Here is a 20,129-nt window from a genome sequence, read left to right as displayed (position 1 = left end):
TCATTATAATTTTTAGGGGTAACTATTGACACATCGAGGTTAGCGCAGTATTATGCGCATCCTAACGGCGAGTAGCGCAGCTTGGTAGCGCAACTGGTTTGGGACCAGTGGGTCGGAGGTTCGAATCCTCTCTCGCCGACCAATTTAAATAAAAAAGCCTGCTCATTGAGTAGGCTTTTTTATTATTCGCTTCAGTCTAGAGGATGAGAACCGACGGAGGTTAGAGCCGAGCGCAGCGAGACAACGTTGCTTTAGCAACAACCAGAAGAGTTAGTATGAAATGCAAGGAATTCTCTCTCGCCAACCAATTTCATAAAAAAGCCCGTTCTCGTTAATAGGCTTTTTTAAAACTAACTTATTTAAATTTAACTTCAAGTTAACTAAAACAATCCTTCTTATTATCCTAAATTTTTAAAGCTATAAACTCGCTCTTGAACATATTATTGGTTCTAATGATGGCATGTCTGGGGTTAAATCATCTTCTTTATTTATTAAGTTATTCAGCAATAAACGAGCAATATATTCCCCTTTATTATTTGAAGGCAAAGAAACTGTTGTCAATGTTGGAAAACTCACCTTACTAAATTCGCTATCTCCAAACCCACAAACAGCTAACTGGTATGGAACACGAATATGCCTCCGCTGGCATTCATAAAGAACCCCACAAGCTAATTCATCTGTTGTACAGATTAATGCATCTATTTCTGGCCAATTCAATAGAATGTCTGATAGTAACTCACTTCCTGTCGTAAAGTTGGCTGGTTTGGCTGCATTAATAATTCTGTGTGTGGGTAAATGTTTACTTAACATAACTTTATGCCAGCCATGTAACCTTTGTTGGAATATATGATATTGATGATTAGCACAAAGTAATCCTATATTTTTGTATCCTTTGTCAATTACATGTTCAGTTAACATTGACATTGCTAGACTATCATCTAATCCGATTTTAATGTTTGAGCATTCATCATAATGTTTACCTACATTAAAAATAGGAATTGTTTTATTATTAGTAAGAAGTTTTAAGAAATCATCATCTTCAAAATAGAAAAGCAATATAGCTTCAAGATTATGACTATAAAGAATATTTAGCAGTTGAGATTCTCGCTTATAATAAAGATTAGATTCAAATATAAGGATTGTATAACCTTGTTTAGCTAAATATGTTTGTAACGAATTTAATGATATTTGTATAGAATGTTCGAAAATTTTTGTAGTTATAACAGCAATAACTTTATTGGCAGAAGCTGAAGCTAACAAACTGGCAGAAATATTTGGTTTATAACCTAATGTATCGACGGCTAATTGAATTTTTTGGCGAAGTTTATCTGATACCTTATCTGGAGTTCTTAAAGCACGCGAAACTGTCATGGCTCCAACACCTGCGTATTTAGCCACATCAAACAAGGTTGTTTGGCCTGTACCCTTACGTTTTTTTACATCCTGCATACTTAATCTCAAAAGAACAAATCTAATTCATACTATTTATATATTATATCATTTAGGTAATATGAAAAGTTTGTTAGATAAAATGCACTTATTAATATAATATCATTACGTTAAAACAATTAGCTTTTAGCAATATATCAAAAATGCTACCTAAATCACATAATCGAAAAAAAACGCACCAAAAATGATAGCGCTATCACATTTTTATCTTTTTTAAATTTTTATAGTTAGACAATATGTTAATTTTCAATAGAAACATATAGAGATCTATTTCGGAGGTAAAATGTTAAATCAATGGCTAAATTATCAAACCGTCAAAACTATTGATTCTGTACAAGATTGGAAAGAGGCAATAAAAATTTGTGCAGAACCTTTATTAAATAACCATTCAATTTCTTCTAACTATATTGATGCTATTTTTCAACTACATGAATCAATTGGCTCTTACTATGTATTGGCTCCAGGTATTGCAATGCCACATGCTCGTCCAGAACAAGGGGTAAATAAGCTAGGTTTATCTATGTTGCTTGTCAAAAAAGGCGTTAATTTCAATTCAGCAGAAAATGATCCAGTTTATTTAATCACTTTATTAGCCGCTAATGACAGTACTAGTCATATCGAGTTATTAACTCAATTAGCAACATTATTCGCCGAAACAAAAGATATTCAGACAATTTTCAATGCAAAAAGCAGCGATGAAATTTTGTCTGTAATTAATCGTTATTAATCAAATTAAACAAATAAAAGGATAAACAATATGAAAATTATGGCAGTTTGTGGCTCAGGCCTTGGTAGTAGTTTTATGGTAGAAATGAATATCAAAAAAGTACTCAAAAAACTAAACATTGATGCAGAAGTCACTCACGCTGATCTAGCGTCAGCAACACCCGATCAAGCTGATTTGTTCGTAATGACAAAAGATCTAGCTACCAGCTCAGGAATTCCAACCGAAAAATTAGTAGTATTAAATAATATTATTGATATCAACGATTTAGAAAAGAAACTCGTTGAACATTTTGCCAAAAACTAAGCAAATTTTGAGGTGTTACTATGATTCAGGAAATAGTAAAATTTATTGTTGATATCCTAAAAGTTCCAGCGGTACTTGTTGGTTTAATCGCAATGGTAGGATTATTGGCTCAGCGTAAATCGTTTGCCGATACGGTTAAAGGAACCATTAAAACTATTTTAGGTTTCTTGGTATTAGGCGGTGGTGCAACAGTACTCATCAGTGCCATTACCCCATTAGGCTTAATGTTTGAACAAGCATTTGAACTACAAGGAATTGTTCCCAACAATGAAGCTATTGTTTCAATGGCATTAAATGAGTATGGCACAGCAACTGCTTTAATTATGGCGTTTGGCATGATTGCAAATATTATCGTTGCCCGATTTACTCGTTTAAAATACATCTTTCTAACTGGTCATCATACTTTTTATATGGCTTGTATGATTAGTATTATTTTAACTGTCTCAGGGTTTAAAGATTGGCAATTAGTCTTTACTGGCGCATTAGTTTTAGGGCTAATTATGGCGTTTTTCCCAGCTTTAGCTCAACCACAAATGCGCAAAATTACTGGTAATGACGATGTCGCGTTTGGTCACTTTGGTACACTAGGTTATGTCTTAGCTGGTTGGCTTGGAATGGCAGTTGGAAAAGGATCTCGTTCAACCGAAGAGATGAATTTGCCAAAAAACTTAAGCTTCTTACGTGACAGTTCAATTTCAATCTCGTTAACCATGATGATTATCTACCTCATTTTAGCTGTATTTGCCGGTTCAAATTATGTTGAAAGCAATCTTAGCAGTGGTGATAATTATTTAGTTTATGCCATTATTGAGGCAATTACGTTTGCCGCAGGCGTCTTTATTATATTGCAAGGTGTGCGCTTAATACTTGCTGAAATTGTCCCGGCATTTACAGGGTTTTCTGAAAAGTTAGTCCCAAATGCAAAACCAGCTTTAGATTGCCCTGTCGTCTTCCCTTATGCCCCTAATGCCGTATTAATTGGCTTTTTATTCAGCTTTTTAGGTGGATTAGTCGGATTATTTGTTCTAGGTCAACTTAACGCTGTGCTCATTTTACCGGGCGTGGTTCCACATTTCTTCTGTGGTGCAACTGCTGGTGTATTTGGTAATGCAATGGGTGGACGTCGAGGCGCAATGCTTGGCGCATTTGCTAATGGTTTATTAGTGACATTCTTACCTGTGGTATTATTACCTGTGTTAGGATCACTTGGTTTTGCCAATACAACGTTTTCTGATGTCGATTTTTGTGGTGTAGGCATTTTACTTGGTAATATGGCAAAATGGTTTAATAAAGATGTTATCATGATGATTATTGTTGGTATCTTCGCTTCATTAGTTGTGTATAACTATGTAGCTAAACCGAAAAGCGATATCCATAATGATTAATAGATAATATTGTATAGATTAAAATCCATCTAATTTGCCAGACTAATCAGTCTGGCAATTTCATAAAAATAGTCATTGTATAGTTGTTTTTTAAAGGAATGAAAAAAGGAATGATAACCAACAAAATGGAATTTATGTCACTGAAGATATTTATCTAAAAACCGCAACGACTCATTATGCCAATATCACATTATTGATTCAAATCGTGTTTTGTTCAGTCAATTTATGGCATGGCCAAACAAATGTGAGTCAGATACGGCTAACTTTTTAGCAGATTGTTTTATCAAACATCAACAAGATGAAACTAAAACCTATGTCATTTTAAATAATAACATACCAGTTGGATTACTTTCCTTTAACCACATTGATAAAAGCAATAAAACAGCTTATATAGGCTATTGGCTAGATAGCAAAGCACAAGGTAAGGGTATTATTACACAAGCTATCCAAGCACTCACACATTATTATGCGATAAAAAAACTTATTAAACGTTTTGTCATTAAATGTTCTGTCACTAATTTAAAAAGTAATCAAGTCGCTAAGCGTTGTGGTTTTGATTATGAAGGAACACTTAAACAAGCAGAATATCTTAATGGCACTTATTATGATCAAAATATTTATAGCTTAATTTCAAGTTATATCTAAATTTAAAAAAATAAACCGACAATAGTCGGTTTATTGAATGTATTTATTAAGGAATATATTTCAATTAATGATATAACCATACACAATTAATGCAGTTATAACGATTAAAGTTCCACAAGCAATAACGTATTGTGTTTTGACACGATATCTTTTCATTTCACCAAGCGAAAGCTCTTTATTATGATTTTTTCTGTGATAATAGTAGTACAAAGGTAAGCCTATCAATGTCAAACAGATTGAAGCAATACCGTTTACAGTTTGATAAATCAACATACCATAAATAACATAAGCTGCTCCGCTTATAGCCACAATGGGAATAATAGGATAACCGATAACTTTATAAGGCCTAGGCACGTCAGCATATTTTTTTCTGGCAATAATCACGCCAACAAAAGTAAGTAGATAAAATACCCAAATCGCAAACATTGAAATCTCAGATAACCGATCAGCATCTAGTAATATTGAATACAAAAATGAAAAAATGACCAAAACAATAATGGCATTAACCGGAGAACGGCTATCTTCATCAATAGTACTTAAAAAACGTGCTCCAATAATCGTACCTCGTTCCGCCATACTAAACATAGTTCGGGATAACGTCATGATATAACCATTGATACCGCCTAAAATTGAAACCATAATGCCAACTGCAACTAAATTACCACCTAAATGTCCAAACATTCGTTGTGAAGCCACCGCAGATGCATCATGTCCAAGCGTAACCATTTCTTTTACAGGAAATATTTTGAATAATGCAATATTAATACAGGCATAAACTATTACTAAAAATATAATGCCGAGAATAATGGCTTTGGGTAACACTCTTGATGGATTACGAATTTCACCAGCAACGGACGCTACTTGCGCCCAACCATCATAAGCAAACAAGGTTGCCAATATTGCTACTGCAAATGGCGCAGTAGTTTCAATTCCCTGGCCGCTTGAACTAAATAATGCAACTTGACCATTACCTTTCCATAATCCAAATATTGCTAACAACAAAATTGGAATGAGTTTACAAAAAGTAGCGATGGTTTGCAGATATCCAGCTTGTTTAACCCCTATTGAATTGATACATGCAATGAACCCCAAAACCCCAGCACTAACCGCCAATCGATAAGAATCATTGATATCAAATAATAAACAACAAACTGAGCTAAAATATCCTACCAATGCGCCTACTAATGATGGCGCAAATAAAACGGTTATCATCCAACCATATAGATGTGAAACTTTTGCACCATAAATCTTTTCTAAATAAACCAACATGCCACCTGTTTTCGGGAACATAACGCCCAATTCACAGAGTGTTAAACCACCACAAATAGAAAAAGCACCACCGATTATCCAAGCTAACAATGCAAAATTATAATCCCCAGCTACTTCTAGTACCGCTGGCGGTTTCATAAAGGCACCAGCCCCTAAAACCATTCCAACAACTAGTGATAGTGCAGAAAGTAAACCCAAATCTTTCCGCAAATTATTCTCTAAATTGTGCTCAGACATAAACAACCCCTTAAATCTATCAATTAAGCAAGCAAAATTGGCTTATGATAGGGTTTTATTTATAAAACACAAGAAAGATTATTCTTAATCTAAAAAAAGTCATACAAGTTATAAAATAGTTAACATTCTGTTTAATAAAAAAGTCAGCATAAAGCTGACTTTTAACAATTCAATGATAATGATTATTTTTTCTTCATTTTCATATCGATAACCATACGACCACGAATTTTACCCGCTTTCATTTCATCAATCATATTATTGATATCTTCAAATGGGCGTTTTTCAACTATTGGCACAACTTTACCTTCAGCACTAAAACGAAATGCTTCGGCTAAATCTTCACGTGTACCAACTAGCGAACCTAAAACTTGAATACCATCTAAAACTGTCTTAGGAATACTTAAATCCATTGTTTCAGAAGGAAGACCTAATGCAACAACACGACCTAATGGACGAACAGAACCTATAGCCTGATTAAATGCAGTTTTAGTAACTGAAGTCACAACTGCACCATGAACACCACCACCTGTATGCTCTTTAATATAGGCACCAACATCTTCCACCTTTTTAGGATTAACAACTAAATCAGCGCCAAGTTTTTTACACAATTCTAACTGGCTATCACTGTTACTAATAGCAACAACTTTGTTATTAAAAACATTCTTACCATATTCAATAGCCAAAGTTCCAAGGCCACCAATTCCAAATACTGCGAGCCATTGACCTGGTTTAGTATCAGCTACCTTAATTCCTTTATAAGTGGTAACCCCCGCACAAGTTACACTTGTTGCTTGAGCTGGATCTAATCCATCAGGGACTTTTACCGCATAATCAGCTTTAACAATACATTGCTCAGCCATACCGCCATCAACAGTATAACCAGAATTTAATGCACTACGACAAAATGTTTCGTTACCGGAAATACAATATTCGCAAGTACCACAACCTGCATGGAACCATGCAATACTGACACGATCACCAACTTTCAAGCTTTTTACATCAGGCGCAATTTTAGTCACGATACCGACACCTTCATGACCAATTACACGACCAGGTTTTTTACCGAAATCTCCAGCTGCAACATGAAGATCGGTATGACAAAGTCCACAATATTCAACCTCAACTAAAGCTTCCCCCGCTTCTAAAGGACGTACAGGGATATCTTTAATTTCAACTTGACCATCGCACTCTTGTCTAATAACTGCAGCTTTCATTTGTTTCTCCTAGATAATTACAATTTAAAAACATAACTGCTTTTATTTTAGCCTATTTATTTAGAAAAAATATGCGCTATTTCACAATTATCAATAAAAATGAGAATTATTTTTAATTTATTGTGTATATGCGATATTTACCCTAAACATCTAAAAAAACTGGTGATCATAAAAATTCTACAAGTTAGCCTCGCGAGTAAATATATAACTAAAAGTAATATAAATATGCGATATCGGCATTTCTCAAATTTACTAAAAATTTTTATAGTTAAATCCTAAAAATTTTCATTGTTATAAATACCGAAAATATGGTGACAACAAGGAGCATACATGAAATTATTCAATATTAAACAAATATTTATTATAGGACTACTGTCAATTTTGTTGCCATTTTATTCGGTGGCGGATGAAAAAACACCACAACGAGGTGGAACACTAGTTGTCCATTATTCTGGAGAACAAAGGGTTCTCAACCCTGCTTTACGCGCTTCAACGGGGGTATATGAAGTATCAGGAAAAGTAGTTGAATCATTAGTCGATCTCGATGCAGATGGCCAAATTGTTCCTGTTCTTGCTACATCATGGACTTCCTCACCAGATGGAAAAACAATAACATTCAAATTACGCGAAGGTGTTAAATGGCACGATGGTAAACCCTTTACATCACAAGATGTAAAATATAACGCATTAGAATTTTGGAAAAAAAGATTAAATTTCTCAACTGCATTACAACTTAATTTAACCTCTGTCGATACACCTGATGACCATACAGTGGTATTCAATTATTCTCGTCCAATGCCATTAGATTTACTATTAAGAGCTTTAGTTGATCTTGGCTATGTTGTTCCCAAACATTTGTACGAAGGTACCGATGTATTAAATAATCCTTATAACACCGCACCCGTAGGGACTGGGCCATTCAAGTTCGTTGAATATCAACGAGGACAACATATTATTGTTGAACGCAATGCTGATTATTGGCGACAAGGATATCCTTATTTAGATAAAATAATCTGGCGCATTATTAACGATAACTCTTCAGCATCAGCTGCACTTGAAAGTGGACAAATTGATTTAAGTGCATACTCAAAATTAAGCCTTGCTGATATTAATCGATTCAAACAAAACTCAAAATTTGAGGTTTTAACAAAAGGTTCTCAAGCAAATATTTTCAATAATACTTTAGAATTTAACTTCCGCAATCCGATCATTGCTAACCTAAACGTTCGCAAAGCAATTGTTCAATCACTCGATATTCCTTTCTTCATTGATGACTTTTTATACGGATTTGGTAAGCCTGCAACCGGTATTATTCCATCATCAAACGTTTTTTACCCTAAAGACAGTAAAATTGTTTACCCTTTTGATAGAGAAAAAGCTGAACAATTATTAGATGAAGCGGGTTATCCACGAAAAGCTGACGGCACTCGTTTTACCTTAAAATTAGTCCATATTAATAATGGTGAAGATGTTCCACTTTTTGCAACATTTATCCAACAATCTTTAGCTGAAGTCGGCATTAATGTGGTTATCGTTAATCTCGACACTGCTGGCGCTTTAAATGCCGTTTATAAACTCCACGATTTTGATATTGCAACAGGGTGGCACCAATATAGAGGCGATCCAGCAGTATCGACAACTGTTTGGTTACGTTCTGGCAGTCCTGAAGGAGCGCCTTGGACAAATCAATATGGCTGGAAATCTGATGCTGTCGACCAATTAATCGATAGTGCCGCAACTGAAATAGATCCAGTCAAACGTAAAGCACTTTATGGTCAACTAGTTGATGTCGTGAATACTGAACTACCACTCTGGTTCGCAACAGAACGTGAATTCATCTCAGTGATTAATAACAAAGTACACAATCATCATAATACAGCACGTTGGCCATCAAGTAGTTGGTTTGATGTATGGATAGAACACTAAGTTAAGGTGAAATGATGACGCATATACTGACTTTAGCACTTAGACGATTATTAACCACGATTCCAGCACTGGTTATCATACTAATTGCGCTATTTTTATTATTACAATTGGCGCCTGGCGATACAGTGGATGCTTTACTTGCCCAAATTGGTGGTGCCGAGTCAAGCGTTATTGATGAAATGCGTCATCATTATGAACTTGACCAATCAACAAGTTCACGATTAATCAATTATTTATGGCGATTAGTTCATTTAGATTTGGGGCAATCAGCAATATATAATAAGCCAGTTAGCCATATGATCTTAGAACGTTTACCGGCTACATTACTATTGATGGTTTGCGCAATGTTCTTAGCGTTTACCTTCGGTACAATCCTTGGCATTTTATCCGCTCAAAAAGTGAATCGTTGGCCAGATACACTCATTTCAGTATTGGGGCTAATTTTTTATTCAACACCTTCATTTTGGTTAGCTCTCATGGGAATTGTCTTCTTCTCAATTTATTTGAATTGGCTACCACCCAGTGGGTTTGGCAGTATCGGCGAATCATTAACGGGTATTTCAGCATTTTTTGATATTGCATGGTATTTAATCTTACCAACTACCACCCTAGCTTTAGTTTATCTAGCAATCTATTTACGCATTATGCGCGCTTCATTACTTGAAGTATCGACCTTAGACTTTGTAAAAACAGCTAAAGCGAAAGGATTAAGTAGCCGCCAGATACTGGTTAATCACATACTACGTAACGCCATGTTACCAATGATAACACTAATCGGCCTACAAGCAGGCACCATGTTAGGCGGTTCGGTGGTTATTGAAACCATTTTTGCCATCCCTGGATTAGGACGTCTTGCCTATGATTCTGTAGTACAAAGAGATCTAAACACTTTACTTGGCGTAGTATTTGTTTCAGCAATACTCGTTATCATTATTAATTTTATTGTCGATATGCTTTACGCAAAGCTCGATCCACGCATTACAGGACATTAATGATGGCGATATTAAAAGACTATTTCCGTAGCCCAATTGCTAGAATTGGTACAATTTTACTGTTATTAATTATCATTATTGCATTAAGCGCAGATTGGTTTTTTCCTGGAAATCCGCTTCGCTTAGCTGGCCGCCCCTTACAATGGCCTTTTGCAAATCCTAAATTTATCCTGGGAACAGATCAGGCAGGAAGAAATATCGCTGCCCAGCTTTTTCATGGTGCAAAAGTATCACTGATTATCGGACTCATCTCAACATTCATAGCAATTATTATTGGTGTGGTTATTGGTGCTATTTCAGGATTCTACGGAAGATGGGTTGACGACATACTGATGCGCCTTACAGAAGCATTCCAGATTTTACCTAACTTTTTACTATTACTCGTTGCTGTTGCGGTATTTGGTTCAACAATCAATATTGTGGTGATTGCAATTGGTGTTGTTTCTTGGCCACCCGTTGCAAGGTTAACTCGAGCAGAATTTTTATCATTACGCAATCGTGAATTTGTGCAGGCGGGAAAAACCATAGGCATGAGCTCAACTAGACTCATGTTTAAAGAGATTTTACCAAACGCATTACCGCCAGTAATTATGTATGCCAGTGTTATTTTATCAACCGCGATATTAATGGAAAGTGCGCTAGCCTTTTTAAGCCTTTCCGATCCCAATATCTCATCATGGGGAAATCTAGTCGGTAATGGACGACTAGTATTACGTCAACAATGGTATGTTTCAGCTATTCCTGGCATTGCAATATTGCTAACCGTTTTATCTGCATCATTAGTTGGACAAGGAATAAATGATGCACTCAATCCAAGGTTAAAAAAACGATGAATCAAAAAAGACTATCAATTAAAAATTTAACCCTAGATTTGCCTCATGGTTCGGATCGAAAATATGCGGTTAATGATGTGTCACTCGATCTTTATGCTAACGAAATCCTATGTATTGTTGGTGAAAGTGGTTCGGGTAAATCTTTATTATCCAATGCAATCATGGGATTATTACCTGACGGTATTATTGCTTCTCAAGGTGAGATTGATTACGACGGAAACAACTTACTCACTTACCATGATGAACAAATGCGTAAAATTCGTGGTGCGCATATTGGTATGGTTTTCCAAGACCCGATGACTGCGCTAAATCCATTAAAAACCATCGCTAATCAAATTAGTGAAATGTTCACTATCCACACTAAGTTAACTAAACAAGAGATTAATCAGAAAGTTATCCAATTATTAACGGATGTGCAAATGCCCAATCCGCAGTCTGTTGCTAAAGCTTATCCACATCAACTTTCTGGTGGCCAGCGTCAACGTGCCATGATTGCTATGGCATTAGCATTAGAACCCGCTATTTTGATTGCTGATGAACCAACAACAGCTTTAGATGTCACAACTCAAGCATGCATATTAGAATTAATTCGCGAACTACAATCACGCAAAGGTACCGCAGTATTATTCATTACTCATGATTTTGGTGTAGTTGCTGATATTGCAACTCGTATTGCGGTTATGCAGAAAGGACAACTCGTTGAGCAAGGCTTGGCAAGTGACGTGTTAAATTCGCCAACACATCCTTATACACAAGCGTTAATAGCTGCTGTCCCTCCCCTTACTCCTGGTGATGTTCGACGTATTAATAAAGAAATTATTCTTGAAGTGAACAACCTATCAAAAACGTATCACAATCATAGCTTTTTTAAGCAAAACCGACGTACAACCTATGCGGTTAATAATGTTAGCTTTAAGTTACATAAAGGTAGTACTTTAGGCGTTGTGGGAGAAAGCGGCTCAGGTAAATCAACGTTAGCCAGATGCATTATTAAATTATTAGAAATAGACAGCGGTCAAATCAACTTTGAAGATGTAGATATTGCCAATTTAAAAGGGAAAAAACTTAAACAATATTCACGCCATATTCAGATGGTCTTTCAAGATCCCTATGCGTCATTAAATCCACGTCGAAAAGTCGGCGATCAAGTTACGATTGGACCAATACTTCACGGAACAAACAAACACGAAGCAATCAAAAGAGCAAAAGCGTTATTCAACATGGTGGGATTGGAAAGCGAGGCATTAAACCGTTATCCCCATGAATTTTCAGGAGGACAAAGGCAACGAATAGGCCTTGCTCGAGCATTAGCATTAGAGCCGAAAATATTGATTGCTGATGAACCGGTATCGGCGCTTGATGTTTCAGTTCAGGCACAAGTTCTTGAACTATTAACGCAATTACAAAAAAAGCTGGATTTAACGGTTCTATTTATCACCCATGACCTGCGAGTTGCTGCACAAATTTGTGATCATATTATTGTAATGAAATCAGGAAAAATCGTCGAGCAAGGTATTGCATCACAAGTCTTTCTAAATCCGACAGCATCTTATACCAAAGATCTACTAGATGCGGTTCCTGGTAAAGGATGGAATCCACATCGATTAATTGATATGTCTCCCGCTATTCATATTTAAGGAGTGAATATAATGACAACACTTAGTCCACAAATTGATCATGTTGTAATCACCGTATCAGATCAGCTCGATCAAGCAAATTATCAATATCAAAAACTGGGATTCACAACAACCCCTAGAGGACACCATTCACTAGGAACAAGTAACAATTTAGCGATATTTACGACCACATATCTTGAGCTTTTAGGTTTTGAACCTCAAAATGCGGGTAAAGTAGATAAAAGTTGGTGTTTTGATGACGGGCTAACTGGGTTGGTTTTCAAAACCAAAGATGCCAACAAACTTTATCAACAACTAGTTAGCCAAGGTATAAAAGTTGAGGGTGACGGTCCTAAATCCTTTTTTAGACCTGTCGAATTAAATGATGGCACTAAACCTGAGGCGCGTTTTAAAACCGTCAGATTAGACCCTTCCTATACACCAAATGGACAGATCTTTTTTTGCGACCAACTGACTCCGGAACTTGTTTGGCGTAAAGAGTGGCAAACGCACCCAAATGGTGTAATAAATATTAATCAAGTCATTATTGAAGCTCAAAAACCCCGTTCCTCAATTAAATTGCTTGAAAAAACTTTCCCTTCAGCAAACATTATCGAAATTGACGGAGGCATACGTCTAAAAGCTGAAGATAAATTTATTGATTACCTTACACCAAATGCAATACAGCATCTTTTTGGCTCGTCAGTAAGTAAAGCGAATAACGACCAAGATCGTAAAGTTGCTTTAGGCTTCACAACACAATCATTAGCGCAAACCCAACAAGCACTAGAAAAAGGAAAAATTAAATACAATTTACAAAATGATACGATTATCGTACCTGCCAGTGAAACATATGGTGTAGTTATGATTTTTAGCCAATTATAAATAGGAACTATGAGTATGAGTAAAATTTTATTTATAGGTAGTGGCCATATGTCTGAAGCGATTATTAGAGCGCTAATAAAAAATAAAGCATATGAACCCCAAAATATATTAGTAAACGATATTGTTAAACCTCGCTTAGATTATTTACATTCAACTTATGGAGTTACTCCAACTGGCAAAATCATCAATGCAGATATTATTGTATTGGGGGTTCGACCTCAAGATGCATGGCGTAACATTGTTCAACAATTGGATGTTAAAGAGACTATTATCATTTCAATCATTGCTGGAGTAACAATTGCCCAAATAAAACAATCCTTAAAAGTTGATCTTCCTGTTATTAGAACAATTCCAAATACACTTACCGATACAGGTTTTGGTTATTCAGGTATTGCTACTGACGAGAATGATCAGGCTGTTGCGAAACAAAAATCCGTCACCCAATTCTTCAAAAGTTTTGGTAAACTTGAATATATTGACGAATCACTGCTTGATATTTTTACTGGCTATGCTGTTGCAGGACCGAATTATATTTATTATTTTTATGAATCGTTAGTTGATGCTGGAGTTTTAGTTGGATTGCCCCGAGATATGGCCAAACGCATTGCAATTGAAAATTTACACGGCGCAGCCTCAATGCTTCAATTAAGTCAAAAACATCCAAGGCAATTGCTTGATATTAATAACTCGCCAGCCGGAGTTGGAATGCATAGTTTGTATGAACTAAATAATAGTGATTTTGCCGCAGGGTTACAACGAAGCGTGAAAGCTGGAGTCATTCGAACTATTGAGCTAGGAAAAAGCAGTAAAATAAGCTAAATATAATTGTTGAGGAACTTAAAAAACCCCGCTCCTCAACTTTTTTTATTATCTATTAAATGTTAAGAGATATCTTTTGCTATATATTTTTGGCTATTATTATTGATTAATAAAAATAGCCCGATCAATGCACCTAACACAAATAATCCAACAACATAAATAGCGGGCGCCATTTTACTTACAAAATCACTAAAAAATGAGATTAGTAATGGCGTTAAGCCACCAGCTATGGCATAAGCCATATTAAATGAGAACGACACACCGCTATAACGCACCTGAGTTGGAAACACTTTAACCATAAAATAAGCAAAAGAACCGACAATTCCAACACTAAAACCTGCTAATGAATAAGTGATAAATAGAAGATTCGGATTATCGAGTGATAGATAAAATATAGCAATCATGATAGCAGCCACGATACAACCAACAACAAGTACTTTGCCCATCGAAAACTTATCCATCATCATACCGTAAAATGTACAACTGATAATCAGTCCGATGATAGCTAATATATTCCCTTGCAAAGCTTCGATTGCTGAATAACCAAATTGTTTTTGTAATAAAATTGGCGTCATTAACATTATCACCATAATACCGGCTGACAACACCCAAGTAAGTAGCATCGATAAAATTGTTTGGGGTAAATATTGAGTAATCACTGTAATTACTGGCAACTTTCTTGATAATTCTTGATTTTTACGCTTTTGAATTTCAAGAAAAATCGGCGTTTCTTTTAGCCAACGACGTAGATACATAGCGATTAAACCGAAAATACCACCGATAATAAATGGAATTCGCCATCCCCACTCATTCATTTGTTCTACCGAGATACTTTTACTCATTATTGTCGATACCAGTGAACCAAGCAGGATACCTAAACTTAATCCACTAGTTAAAATACCACACGCTAGACCTATTTTATTTTTAGGAACATGTTCGGCAACAAATGTCCATGCTCCAGGAACTTCACCACCAACGGCAAGTCCTTGGCATAATCGCATCATTAACAGTAATAATGGCGCAAAAATACCGATATTGGCATAAGTTGGTAGACAGCCAATAAATAATGTTGGTAAAGCCATTAATAGGATGCTAAGTGTAAACATTCTTTTGCGGCCAAATATATCACCAAAATGAGCCATCACAATACCACCAAAAGGGCGAATCAAATAGCCGGCAGCAAAAATGCCAAAAGTCTGAACTTGACTTAACCATGTAGGCATATTAGTCGGAAAAAATAAATGGCTAATCGTTATTGAAAAAAAGACAAAAATAATAAAATCATAAAACTCTAATGCGCCACCTAACGCGGAAAGCGCTAAGGTTTTATAATCCTGATTATTTAATGTTCTCACATTTTGGGAAATTGCAGAATTTGGCATAATCATCCTTGTAAATAATTGTTTACAATCAGTCTATTAAATTGTACTACTATACAAGAACTAACTGTTATTTAAAAGAAAATATCTAAAAGCAAACAAAAATCAAAACTAGCACTAAATGATTAATAGTTAGCCATACAAATACCTACAATAACAAAATCTTAACAAATGGAGAGTTCTAAAATGGCAACAAAACGCATTTCTCGTGGAAAATTCAACCGTATGCAACAATTATCTAACCAAGATGGCGTAATTGCAGCATTAGCAATCGATCAGCGTGGTTCAATGGTAAAAATGATGCAAAATGCCGTTGGTCAAGAGCGTTATCACATTGACATGGTTTATGAATTTAAAGAGCTTGTTTCTCAGGAATTAACCAAATATGTTAGTGCCATTTTGCTTGATGAAGAACTTGGTTTCAAAGGTATGGCGGCAAAAAATAAAAATGCTGGCTTAATCATGTCTTATGAAAAAACTGGTTATGATGCCAATACTCCCGGTCGTTTACCCGATATTTTGCCTGAAGATTCACTGCAACGTTTATTGAAAAAAGGTGCTGATGCAGCAAAAGTCCTTGTTTATTATAATCCGGATGATCCTCAAGATATCTTAGATAAAAAACATGCCTTTTTAGAACGTTTAGGCAATGAAGCGAGAGCCGCTGATATTCCGGTATTTGTCGAACCAATTGTCTATGATAATGTGGTGACTGATGATAAAAGCCCTGAATTTGCCAAAATCAAACCTCAAAAAGTGATCAAAACTATTGAGGAATTTACTAAAGATCACTATTACATCGATATCTTAAAAGTAGAAGTGCCAGTTCTATTTAAAAATGTTGAAGGATTTAACGATAATAATCCTGTGGTATATTCCCAAAAACAAGCTGCTGAATATTTTAAACAAGCAAGTGACGCTGCTACACGCCCATTTATCTACTTAAGTGCGGGTGTACCAACCAAAACTTTCCATGAAGAGCTTATTTTTGCTGGCGAACATGGCGCTAAATACAGTGGTATTTTAGGTGGTCGTGCAACTTGGTTTGAAGGCGTGGCAGCATATGCTAACGGCGGTAAAGATGGCTTAAAACGTTGGCTAGATACAACTGGTCGTGAAAATGTTGAGCACCTTAACAAAATCTTAAAACAATACGCAACACCTTGGTATGATGTGTATGGTGGCAAAGATAAGATTGAAATTATTGATCCTGTATTAAGCAATTAATTGATTATTTTTTGAAATTTATAACGAAGATTCAATACAAAAAAGAGTACAAGTTTTCTTCCTGCTTGTACTCTTATAATTAGCAATTAATTAGCTGATTACTTTTTGATACTCCTGCAAATATCTCCAATTAGATAGCTTTATCAAAAAATAAATTTACTTTACTTTTTTCAGACATGGATTCTAAATATTCTCTGATTTTAGTTGGAAATTTAAGTCCTTTAACACATGTTAAATTGCGTAATACTGGAAACAAACAAATATCATCCCAAGATAATAAGCCATTACATGCATTAGGTGAAGTAATTAAAGATTCAAGTTGAGTGAATAAATCAGCAACCTTAGCGATTAACGAATCAGTCTGAGCAAGACATTCATCAAACGATCCCATCTTTTTGCTCTTATTTGTGACAAAATTATCAATAGCATCTTGAGTAGCAAATTCAGCTAAACCAAGTTTGATATAACGCGGACACTCTAACTTATAGTCATATTGTTGAAGTTGTTTTATCAATGCTTCAATTTTTGGATTTTTAGGTCCTGTTAAAATAGGACTACCGCCATAATTGCTATCTATATAAGCAACAATATCCAAACTTTCTGGCATATAGCTACCATCTTCTTTTTGTAAGATGGGTACCATTTTTTCGCCAATCATGCTTTCTGGTGATTTAGCATCATTACTTAGAAAAACATGCTGCTCAACCGGAATATTTTTCAAGCCAAAAATCATTCTTGCACGTACACAAAAAGGACAGTGTTCATAAATAAATAATTTCATATTCGTCTCCTAAAACAATCAATGCCCCATAATAAAAAAGCCAAGACTAAAAACAGCACAAAAACCAATCCAGAGGAATAAAGCGCTTTAGCGTAACCAACCTTCACTACATTAATAAAAGGATAGGGATATTGATTAGTAAAATAACCTCTTGTGAAGATATAAATACCATAAATTAGCATTGACAAAAACGAGCCAACGATAATCTTGAAATGAATGCGTCGAAATGGCCCCCATATTAACCAACTTAATACTCCAGCAATAGGTAAAACGACATGTAAACTCTCATTAGTAAATTGTAATAATGTACTCGGTGGTTTATGAATACTTCTTAATAATAGATTATAGACAATAGCCGTTATAATTACTCCGATTAAACCATTTAATCGAATCACTTTAAATAAATATCGATTACAGTTTGGATTAAAGGCTAACCACAAACAGCTAAATGCCAACATGAGATTAGACAACACGGTAAAAAAACTGTAATAAAAAACCATTCTCCCGATAGGTGTTCCTGGTTGCCAAGGCCGAAGTCGTGTATGCCAATAAATATAAGTTTCAAGACCTATTACCAAAAAAGCATATAGCACAATAAAAAGATTAATATTTCGTTTCAGCATAACTTATTATAAAAAATAACTGATAGTGCAGTATATCGTAGGCTAAAGAAAAGATACAAAAGATTCTTCCAACATAAACTAAAGTGAATAGTTATTAGCAGTTAGTATATAATAGGAAAAATCGTCGAAAAAAGAGTTGGCTTTTAATGTCTGATAAAGAGATATCATCACAAAATAAAATATTAATTGAACAATTTTTAGACTCAATTTGGTTGGAACGAAATCTTTCTGAAAATACTATCGAATCTTATAAACTCGACCTGTTTGCTTTAAGCCAATCACTGCAATCACAGCAAGTTAATTTCATCACTGCGCAATCAATTAATTTGCAGGAATTTTTATTGCAACGCGTTAAAGATGGTTATAAAGCAAGTAGTTCAGCTCGTTTACTTAGTGCGACTAAACGTTTTTTTCAATATTTATATCAAGAAAATTATCGTACGGATGATCCATCAGCTATATTATCATCGCCCAAATTACCCAAAAAGTTACCCAAAGATCTAACAGAATTACAGGTTGATGCTCTTCTTGAATCACCAAGTATTGATGATCCAATAGAATTGCGAGATAAAGCCATGTTAGAAGTGCTTTATGCAACAGGGCTACGCGTTTCGGAGTTAGTGAATCTAGAGATTAGCGATGTAAGTCTTAGACAAGGAGTAGTTAGAGTCGTTGGTAAAGGAAATAAAGAGCGTTTAGTTCCTTTGGGAGAAGAGGCTATTTATTGGCTTGAATACTATTTCAAATATGCGCGCAACGATCTTTTAAAAAATGGCCCTGTTGATGTTCTTTTTCCAAGTCGATTGGGTAAAAAAATGACACGACAGACTTTCTGGCATAGGATAAAATATTATGCCATACTAACGGGCATTAATATAGAAGCCCTTTCGCCTCATGTACTTAGACACGCTTTTGCAACGCATTTACTTAATCATGGTGCCGATTTGCGTGTTGTACAAATGTTACTTGGGCATAGTAGTTTATCAACTACACAGATTTATACACATGTTGCAACAGAAAGATTAAAACAGTTGCACAGCAAACATCATCCTCGCGCATAGCGGTTCAATAAACTAAGGATAATTGAATGAAAAAATTAGTAATCAGTTTAGGTTTAGCATTGATCTCAACTTCAGTATTAGCCTCTAACGCCGATATTACAAAAACAATGGAAAAGTTAGGTTTTTCTAGCAAAGAAATTACAATCGAAAATAACCCAATACAAGGGCTAAAAAGTGTTACCACACCTGATGGTATCTTTTATGTCACTGATGATGGTAAATTCTTAACTCAGGGGCCAATCTATAATCTTGAAGGCAGTGAACCAGTAAATATTGCCAACAGCAATAACTTAAAATTAATGAAATCAATTGAAAAAGATGCCATTGTTTATCAAGCTCCAAATGAACAATATGTTATCTCAGTTTTTACCGATTACACATGCCACTACTGTAAATTATTACACGAAAATATTGAGCAATATTTAAATGCAGGCATCTCAGTTCACTATTTTGCTTTTCCACGAGCAGGAGCAGATAGTGAAGTAGGTAAAAATATGCAATCCATTTGGAGTGTAGTTGATCGCAAAGCCGCTTTTGAAAATGCATATAAAGGTAATAAAATTTCACCTGCTAATAGCATGATCCCTTATGTAACACAGCAATTTAACGTTGGTAAAAAACTAGGTATTAGTGGAACACCAGCAATAGTATTACCTGATGGACAACTTGTCTCTGGTTACGTTCCGGCTGATAAATTAATCGAAATTTTAAAAAAGAAATCTAATAACTAGTACTGTATAATTTATAACCTTTAAATT

Annotated in this window: 19 protein-coding genes, 1 tRNA gene and 1 other RNA gene; 15 read left to right on the top strand and 6 right to left on the bottom strand. The window is 35.3% G+C overall.

The window, feature by feature from the left end; translation table 11 throughout:
* Nucleotides 1-65 precede the first annotated feature (65 nt).
* Nucleotides 66-142 (top strand) — tRNA-Pro (locus tag J3U27_RS02405).
* A gap of 40 nt (nt 143-182) precedes the next feature.
* Nucleotides 183-307: non-coding RNA, RtT sRNA (locus J3U27_RS02400), on the top strand.
* 110 nt (nt 308-417) lie between these two features.
* Here the strand turns inward: J3U27_RS02400 and J3U27_RS02395 are convergent.
* On the bottom strand, nt 418-1,449 hold the full coding sequence (locus tag J3U27_RS02395; RefSeq protein WP_065735059.1) for a LacI family DNA-binding transcriptional regulator: 1,032 nt from the start codon (nt 1,447-1,449) through the stop codon (nt 418-420).
* A 283-nt stretch (nt 1,450-1,732) separates the two neighbouring features.
* On the opposite strand from J3U27_RS02395, the gene J3U27_RS02390 reads away from it, so the two are divergent.
* From J3U27_RS02390 to J3U27_RS02375, 4 genes are all read left to right on the top strand, one after another.
* Entirely contained in the window at nt 1,733-2,176 is a 444-nt protein-coding gene (locus J3U27_RS02390) for a PTS sugar transporter subunit IIA (RefSeq protein WP_267376744.1), read from the top strand.
* A 30-nt stretch (nt 2,177-2,206) separates the two neighbouring features.
* On the top strand, nt 2,207-2,479 hold the full coding sequence (locus J3U27_RS02385) for a PTS sugar transporter subunit IIB (protein ID WP_065562042.1): 273 nt from the start codon (nt 2,207-2,209) through the stop codon (nt 2,477-2,479).
* Between the two features lie 20 nt (nt 2,480-2,499).
* Nucleotides 2,500-3,864, top strand: a complete 1,365-nt coding sequence (locus tag J3U27_RS02380; RefSeq protein ID WP_267376741.1) for a PTS ascorbate transporter subunit IIC — start codon at nt 2,500-2,502, stop codon at nt 3,862-3,864.
* A 210-nt stretch (nt 3,865-4,074) separates the two neighbouring features.
* Nucleotides 4,075-4,509, top strand: coding sequence for a GNAT family N-acetyltransferase (locus J3U27_RS02375; RefSeq protein WP_324169998.1), 435 nt, complete (start codon nt 4,075-4,077; stop codon nt 4,507-4,509).
* A 60-nt stretch (nt 4,510-4,569) separates the two neighbouring features.
* Here the strand turns inward: J3U27_RS02375 and J3U27_RS02370 are convergent, their stop codons facing one another.
* Both J3U27_RS02370 and adhP read right to left on the bottom strand, forming a co-directional pair.
* Entirely contained in the window at nt 4,570-6,015 is a 1,446-nt protein-coding gene (locus J3U27_RS02370) for an APC family permease (protein WP_065735055.1), read from the bottom strand.
* A gap of 182 nt (nt 6,016-6,197) precedes the next feature.
* Nucleotides 6,198-7,229, bottom strand: a complete 1,032-nt coding sequence (gene adhP, locus J3U27_RS02365; RefSeq protein WP_065735054.1) for an alcohol dehydrogenase AdhP — start codon at nt 7,227-7,229, stop codon at nt 6,198-6,200.
* A gap of 330 nt (nt 7,230-7,559) precedes the next feature.
* Here adhP and J3U27_RS02360 point away from each other — a divergent pair, with 330 nt between their 5' ends.
* The 6 genes from J3U27_RS02360 to J3U27_RS02335 are packed head-to-tail and all read left to right on the top strand — an operon-like array spanning nt 7,560 to nt 14,300.
* On the top strand, nt 7,560-9,155 hold the full coding sequence (locus J3U27_RS02360) for an ABC transporter substrate-binding protein (protein ID WP_267376739.1): 1,596 nt from the start codon (nt 7,560-7,562) through the stop codon (nt 9,153-9,155).
* A gap of 14 nt (nt 9,156-9,169) precedes the next feature.
* On the top strand, nt 9,170-10,147 hold the full coding sequence (locus J3U27_RS02355; protein WP_267329299.1) for an ABC transporter permease: 978 nt from the start codon (nt 9,170-9,172) through the stop codon (nt 10,145-10,147).
* A gap of 2 nt (nt 10,148-10,149) precedes the next feature.
* Nucleotides 10,150-10,980, top strand: coding sequence for an ABC transporter permease (locus J3U27_RS02350; RefSeq protein ID WP_267376738.1), 831 nt, complete (start codon nt 10,150-10,152; stop codon nt 10,978-10,980).
* Complete coding sequence (locus J3U27_RS02345) at nt 10,977-12,617, top strand: ABC transporter ATP-binding protein (RefSeq protein ID WP_267330967.1); 1,641 nt, start codon at nt 10,977-10,979, stop codon at nt 12,615-12,617. The genes J3U27_RS02350 and J3U27_RS02345 overlap by 4 nt, the downstream gene beginning before the upstream one ends.
* A 12-nt stretch (nt 12,618-12,629) precedes the next feature.
* On the top strand, nt 12,630-13,481 hold the full coding sequence (locus J3U27_RS02340; protein WP_267376736.1) for a VOC family protein: 852 nt from the start codon (nt 12,630-12,632) through the stop codon (nt 13,479-13,481).
* A 15-nt stretch (nt 13,482-13,496) separates the two neighbouring features.
* Nucleotides 13,497-14,300 (top strand): pyrroline-5-carboxylate reductase family protein, encoded by an 804-nt coding sequence (locus J3U27_RS02335; protein ID WP_267376735.1) that lies wholly within the window; start codon nt 13,497-13,499, stop codon nt 14,298-14,300.
* 62 nt (nt 14,301-14,362) lie between these two features.
* On the opposite strand, the gene J3U27_RS02330 is transcribed toward J3U27_RS02335, so the two are convergent.
* Complete coding sequence (locus J3U27_RS02330) at nt 14,363-15,682, bottom strand: MFS transporter (RefSeq protein WP_267337697.1); 1,320 nt, start codon at nt 15,680-15,682, stop codon at nt 14,363-14,365.
* 183 nt (nt 15,683-15,865) lie between these two features.
* Between J3U27_RS02330 and J3U27_RS02325 the strand changes: the two genes are divergently transcribed.
* Nucleotides 15,866-16,906, top strand: a complete 1,041-nt coding sequence (locus J3U27_RS02325) for a tagatose 1,6-diphosphate aldolase (protein ID WP_065735046.1) — start codon at nt 15,866-15,868, stop codon at nt 16,904-16,906.
* A gap of 130 nt (nt 16,907-17,036) precedes the next feature.
* On the opposite strand, the gene grxB is transcribed toward J3U27_RS02325, so the two are convergent.
* Nucleotides 17,037-17,687 carry a glutaredoxin 2 gene (grxB, locus tag J3U27_RS02320; protein WP_267342317.1) on the bottom strand — a complete coding sequence of 217 codons (651 nt, stop codon included), beginning with the start codon at nt 17,685-17,687 and terminating at the stop codon, nt 17,037-17,039.
* Nucleotides 17,684-18,310, bottom strand: coding sequence for a Pr6Pr family membrane protein (locus J3U27_RS02315; RefSeq protein ID WP_141677512.1), 627 nt, complete (start codon nt 18,308-18,310; stop codon nt 17,684-17,686). The genes grxB and J3U27_RS02315 overlap by 4 nt, the downstream gene beginning before the upstream one ends.
* Nucleotides 18,311-18,456: 146 nt before the next feature.
* Between J3U27_RS02315 and xerD the strand changes: the two genes are divergently transcribed.
* Both xerD and dsbC read left to right on the top strand, forming a co-directional pair.
* Entirely contained in the window at nt 18,457-19,371 is a 915-nt protein-coding gene (xerD, locus tag J3U27_RS02310; protein WP_065562027.1) for a site-specific tyrosine recombinase XerD, read from the top strand.
* A gap of 26 nt (nt 19,372-19,397) precedes the next feature.
* A complete protein-coding gene (dsbC, locus tag J3U27_RS02305) occupies nt 19,398-20,102 on the top strand; it encodes a bifunctional protein-disulfide isomerase/oxidoreductase DsbC (protein WP_065735043.1) in 705 nt (234 codons plus the stop codon).
* Nucleotides 20,103-20,129 lie beyond the last annotated feature (27 nt).

This window comes from Gilliamella sp. B2911 (assembly GCF_026536965.1).
Lineage (GTDB): Bacteria > Pseudomonadota > Gammaproteobacteria > Enterobacterales > Orbaceae > Gilliamella > Gilliamella apicola_E.
The sequence above is the reverse complement of the archived record's forward strand: the minus strand, read 5'-3'. Positions and strand labels throughout refer to the sequence as shown.

Bases quoted from the DNA above. Each gene is read 5' to 3' on its own strand.
- J3U27_RS02355 (WP_267329299.1), top strand. From the start codon at position 9,170: ATGACGCATATACTGACTTTAGCACTTAGACGATTATTAACCACGATT.
- J3U27_RS02350 (WP_267376738.1), top strand. From the start codon at position 10,150: ATGGCGATATTAAAAGACTATTTCCGTAGCCCAATTGCTAGAATTGGT.
- J3U27_RS02370 (WP_065735055.1), bottom strand. From the start codon at position 6,015: ATGTCTGAGCACAATTTAGAGAATAATTTGCGGAAAGATTTGGGTTTA.
- dsbC (WP_065735043.1), top strand. From the start codon at position 19,398: ATGAAAAAATTAGTAATCAGTTTAGGTTTAGCATTGATCTCAACTTCA.
- adhP (WP_065735054.1), bottom strand. From the start codon at position 7,229: ATGAAAGCTGCAGTTATTAGACAAGAGTGCGATGGTCAAGTTGAAATT.
- grxB (WP_267342317.1), bottom strand. From the start codon at position 17,687: ATGAAATTATTTATTTATGAACACTGTCCTTTTTGTGTACGTGCAAGA.
- J3U27_RS02390 (WP_267376744.1), top strand. From the start codon at position 1,733: ATGTTAAATCAATGGCTAAATTATCAAACCGTCAAAACTATTGATTCT.
- J3U27_RS02325 (WP_065735046.1), top strand. From the start codon at position 15,866: ATGGCAACAAAACGCATTTCTCGTGGAAAATTCAACCGTATGCAACAA.
- J3U27_RS02380 (WP_267376741.1), top strand. From the start codon at position 2,500: ATGATTCAGGAAATAGTAAAATTTATTGTTGATATCCTAAAAGTTCCA.
- J3U27_RS02315 (WP_141677512.1), bottom strand. From the start codon at position 18,310: ATGCTGAAACGAAATATTAATCTTTTTATTGTGCTATATGCTTTTTTG.
- J3U27_RS02360 (WP_267376739.1), top strand. From the start codon at position 7,560: ATGAAATTATTCAATATTAAACAAATATTTATTATAGGACTACTGTCA.
- J3U27_RS02345 (WP_267330967.1), top strand. From the start codon at position 10,977: ATGAATCAAAAAAGACTATCAATTAAAAATTTAACCCTAGATTTGCCT.
- J3U27_RS02395 (WP_065735059.1), bottom strand. From the start codon at position 1,449: ATGCAGGATGTAAAAAAACGTAAGGGTACAGGCCAAACAACCTTGTTT.
- J3U27_RS02330 (WP_267337697.1), bottom strand. From the start codon at position 15,682: ATGCCAAATTCTGCAATTTCCCAAAATGTGAGAACATTAAATAATCAG.
- J3U27_RS02335 (WP_267376735.1), top strand. From the start codon at position 13,497: ATGAGTAAAATTTTATTTATAGGTAGTGGCCATATGTCTGAAGCGATT.
- J3U27_RS02385 (WP_065562042.1), top strand. From the start codon at position 2,207: ATGAAAATTATGGCAGTTTGTGGCTCAGGCCTTGGTAGTAGTTTTATG.
- J3U27_RS02340 (WP_267376736.1), top strand. From the start codon at position 12,630: ATGACAACACTTAGTCCACAAATTGATCATGTTGTAATCACCGTATCA.
- xerD (WP_065562027.1), top strand. From the start codon at position 18,457: ATGTCTGATAAAGAGATATCATCACAAAATAAAATATTAATTGAACAA.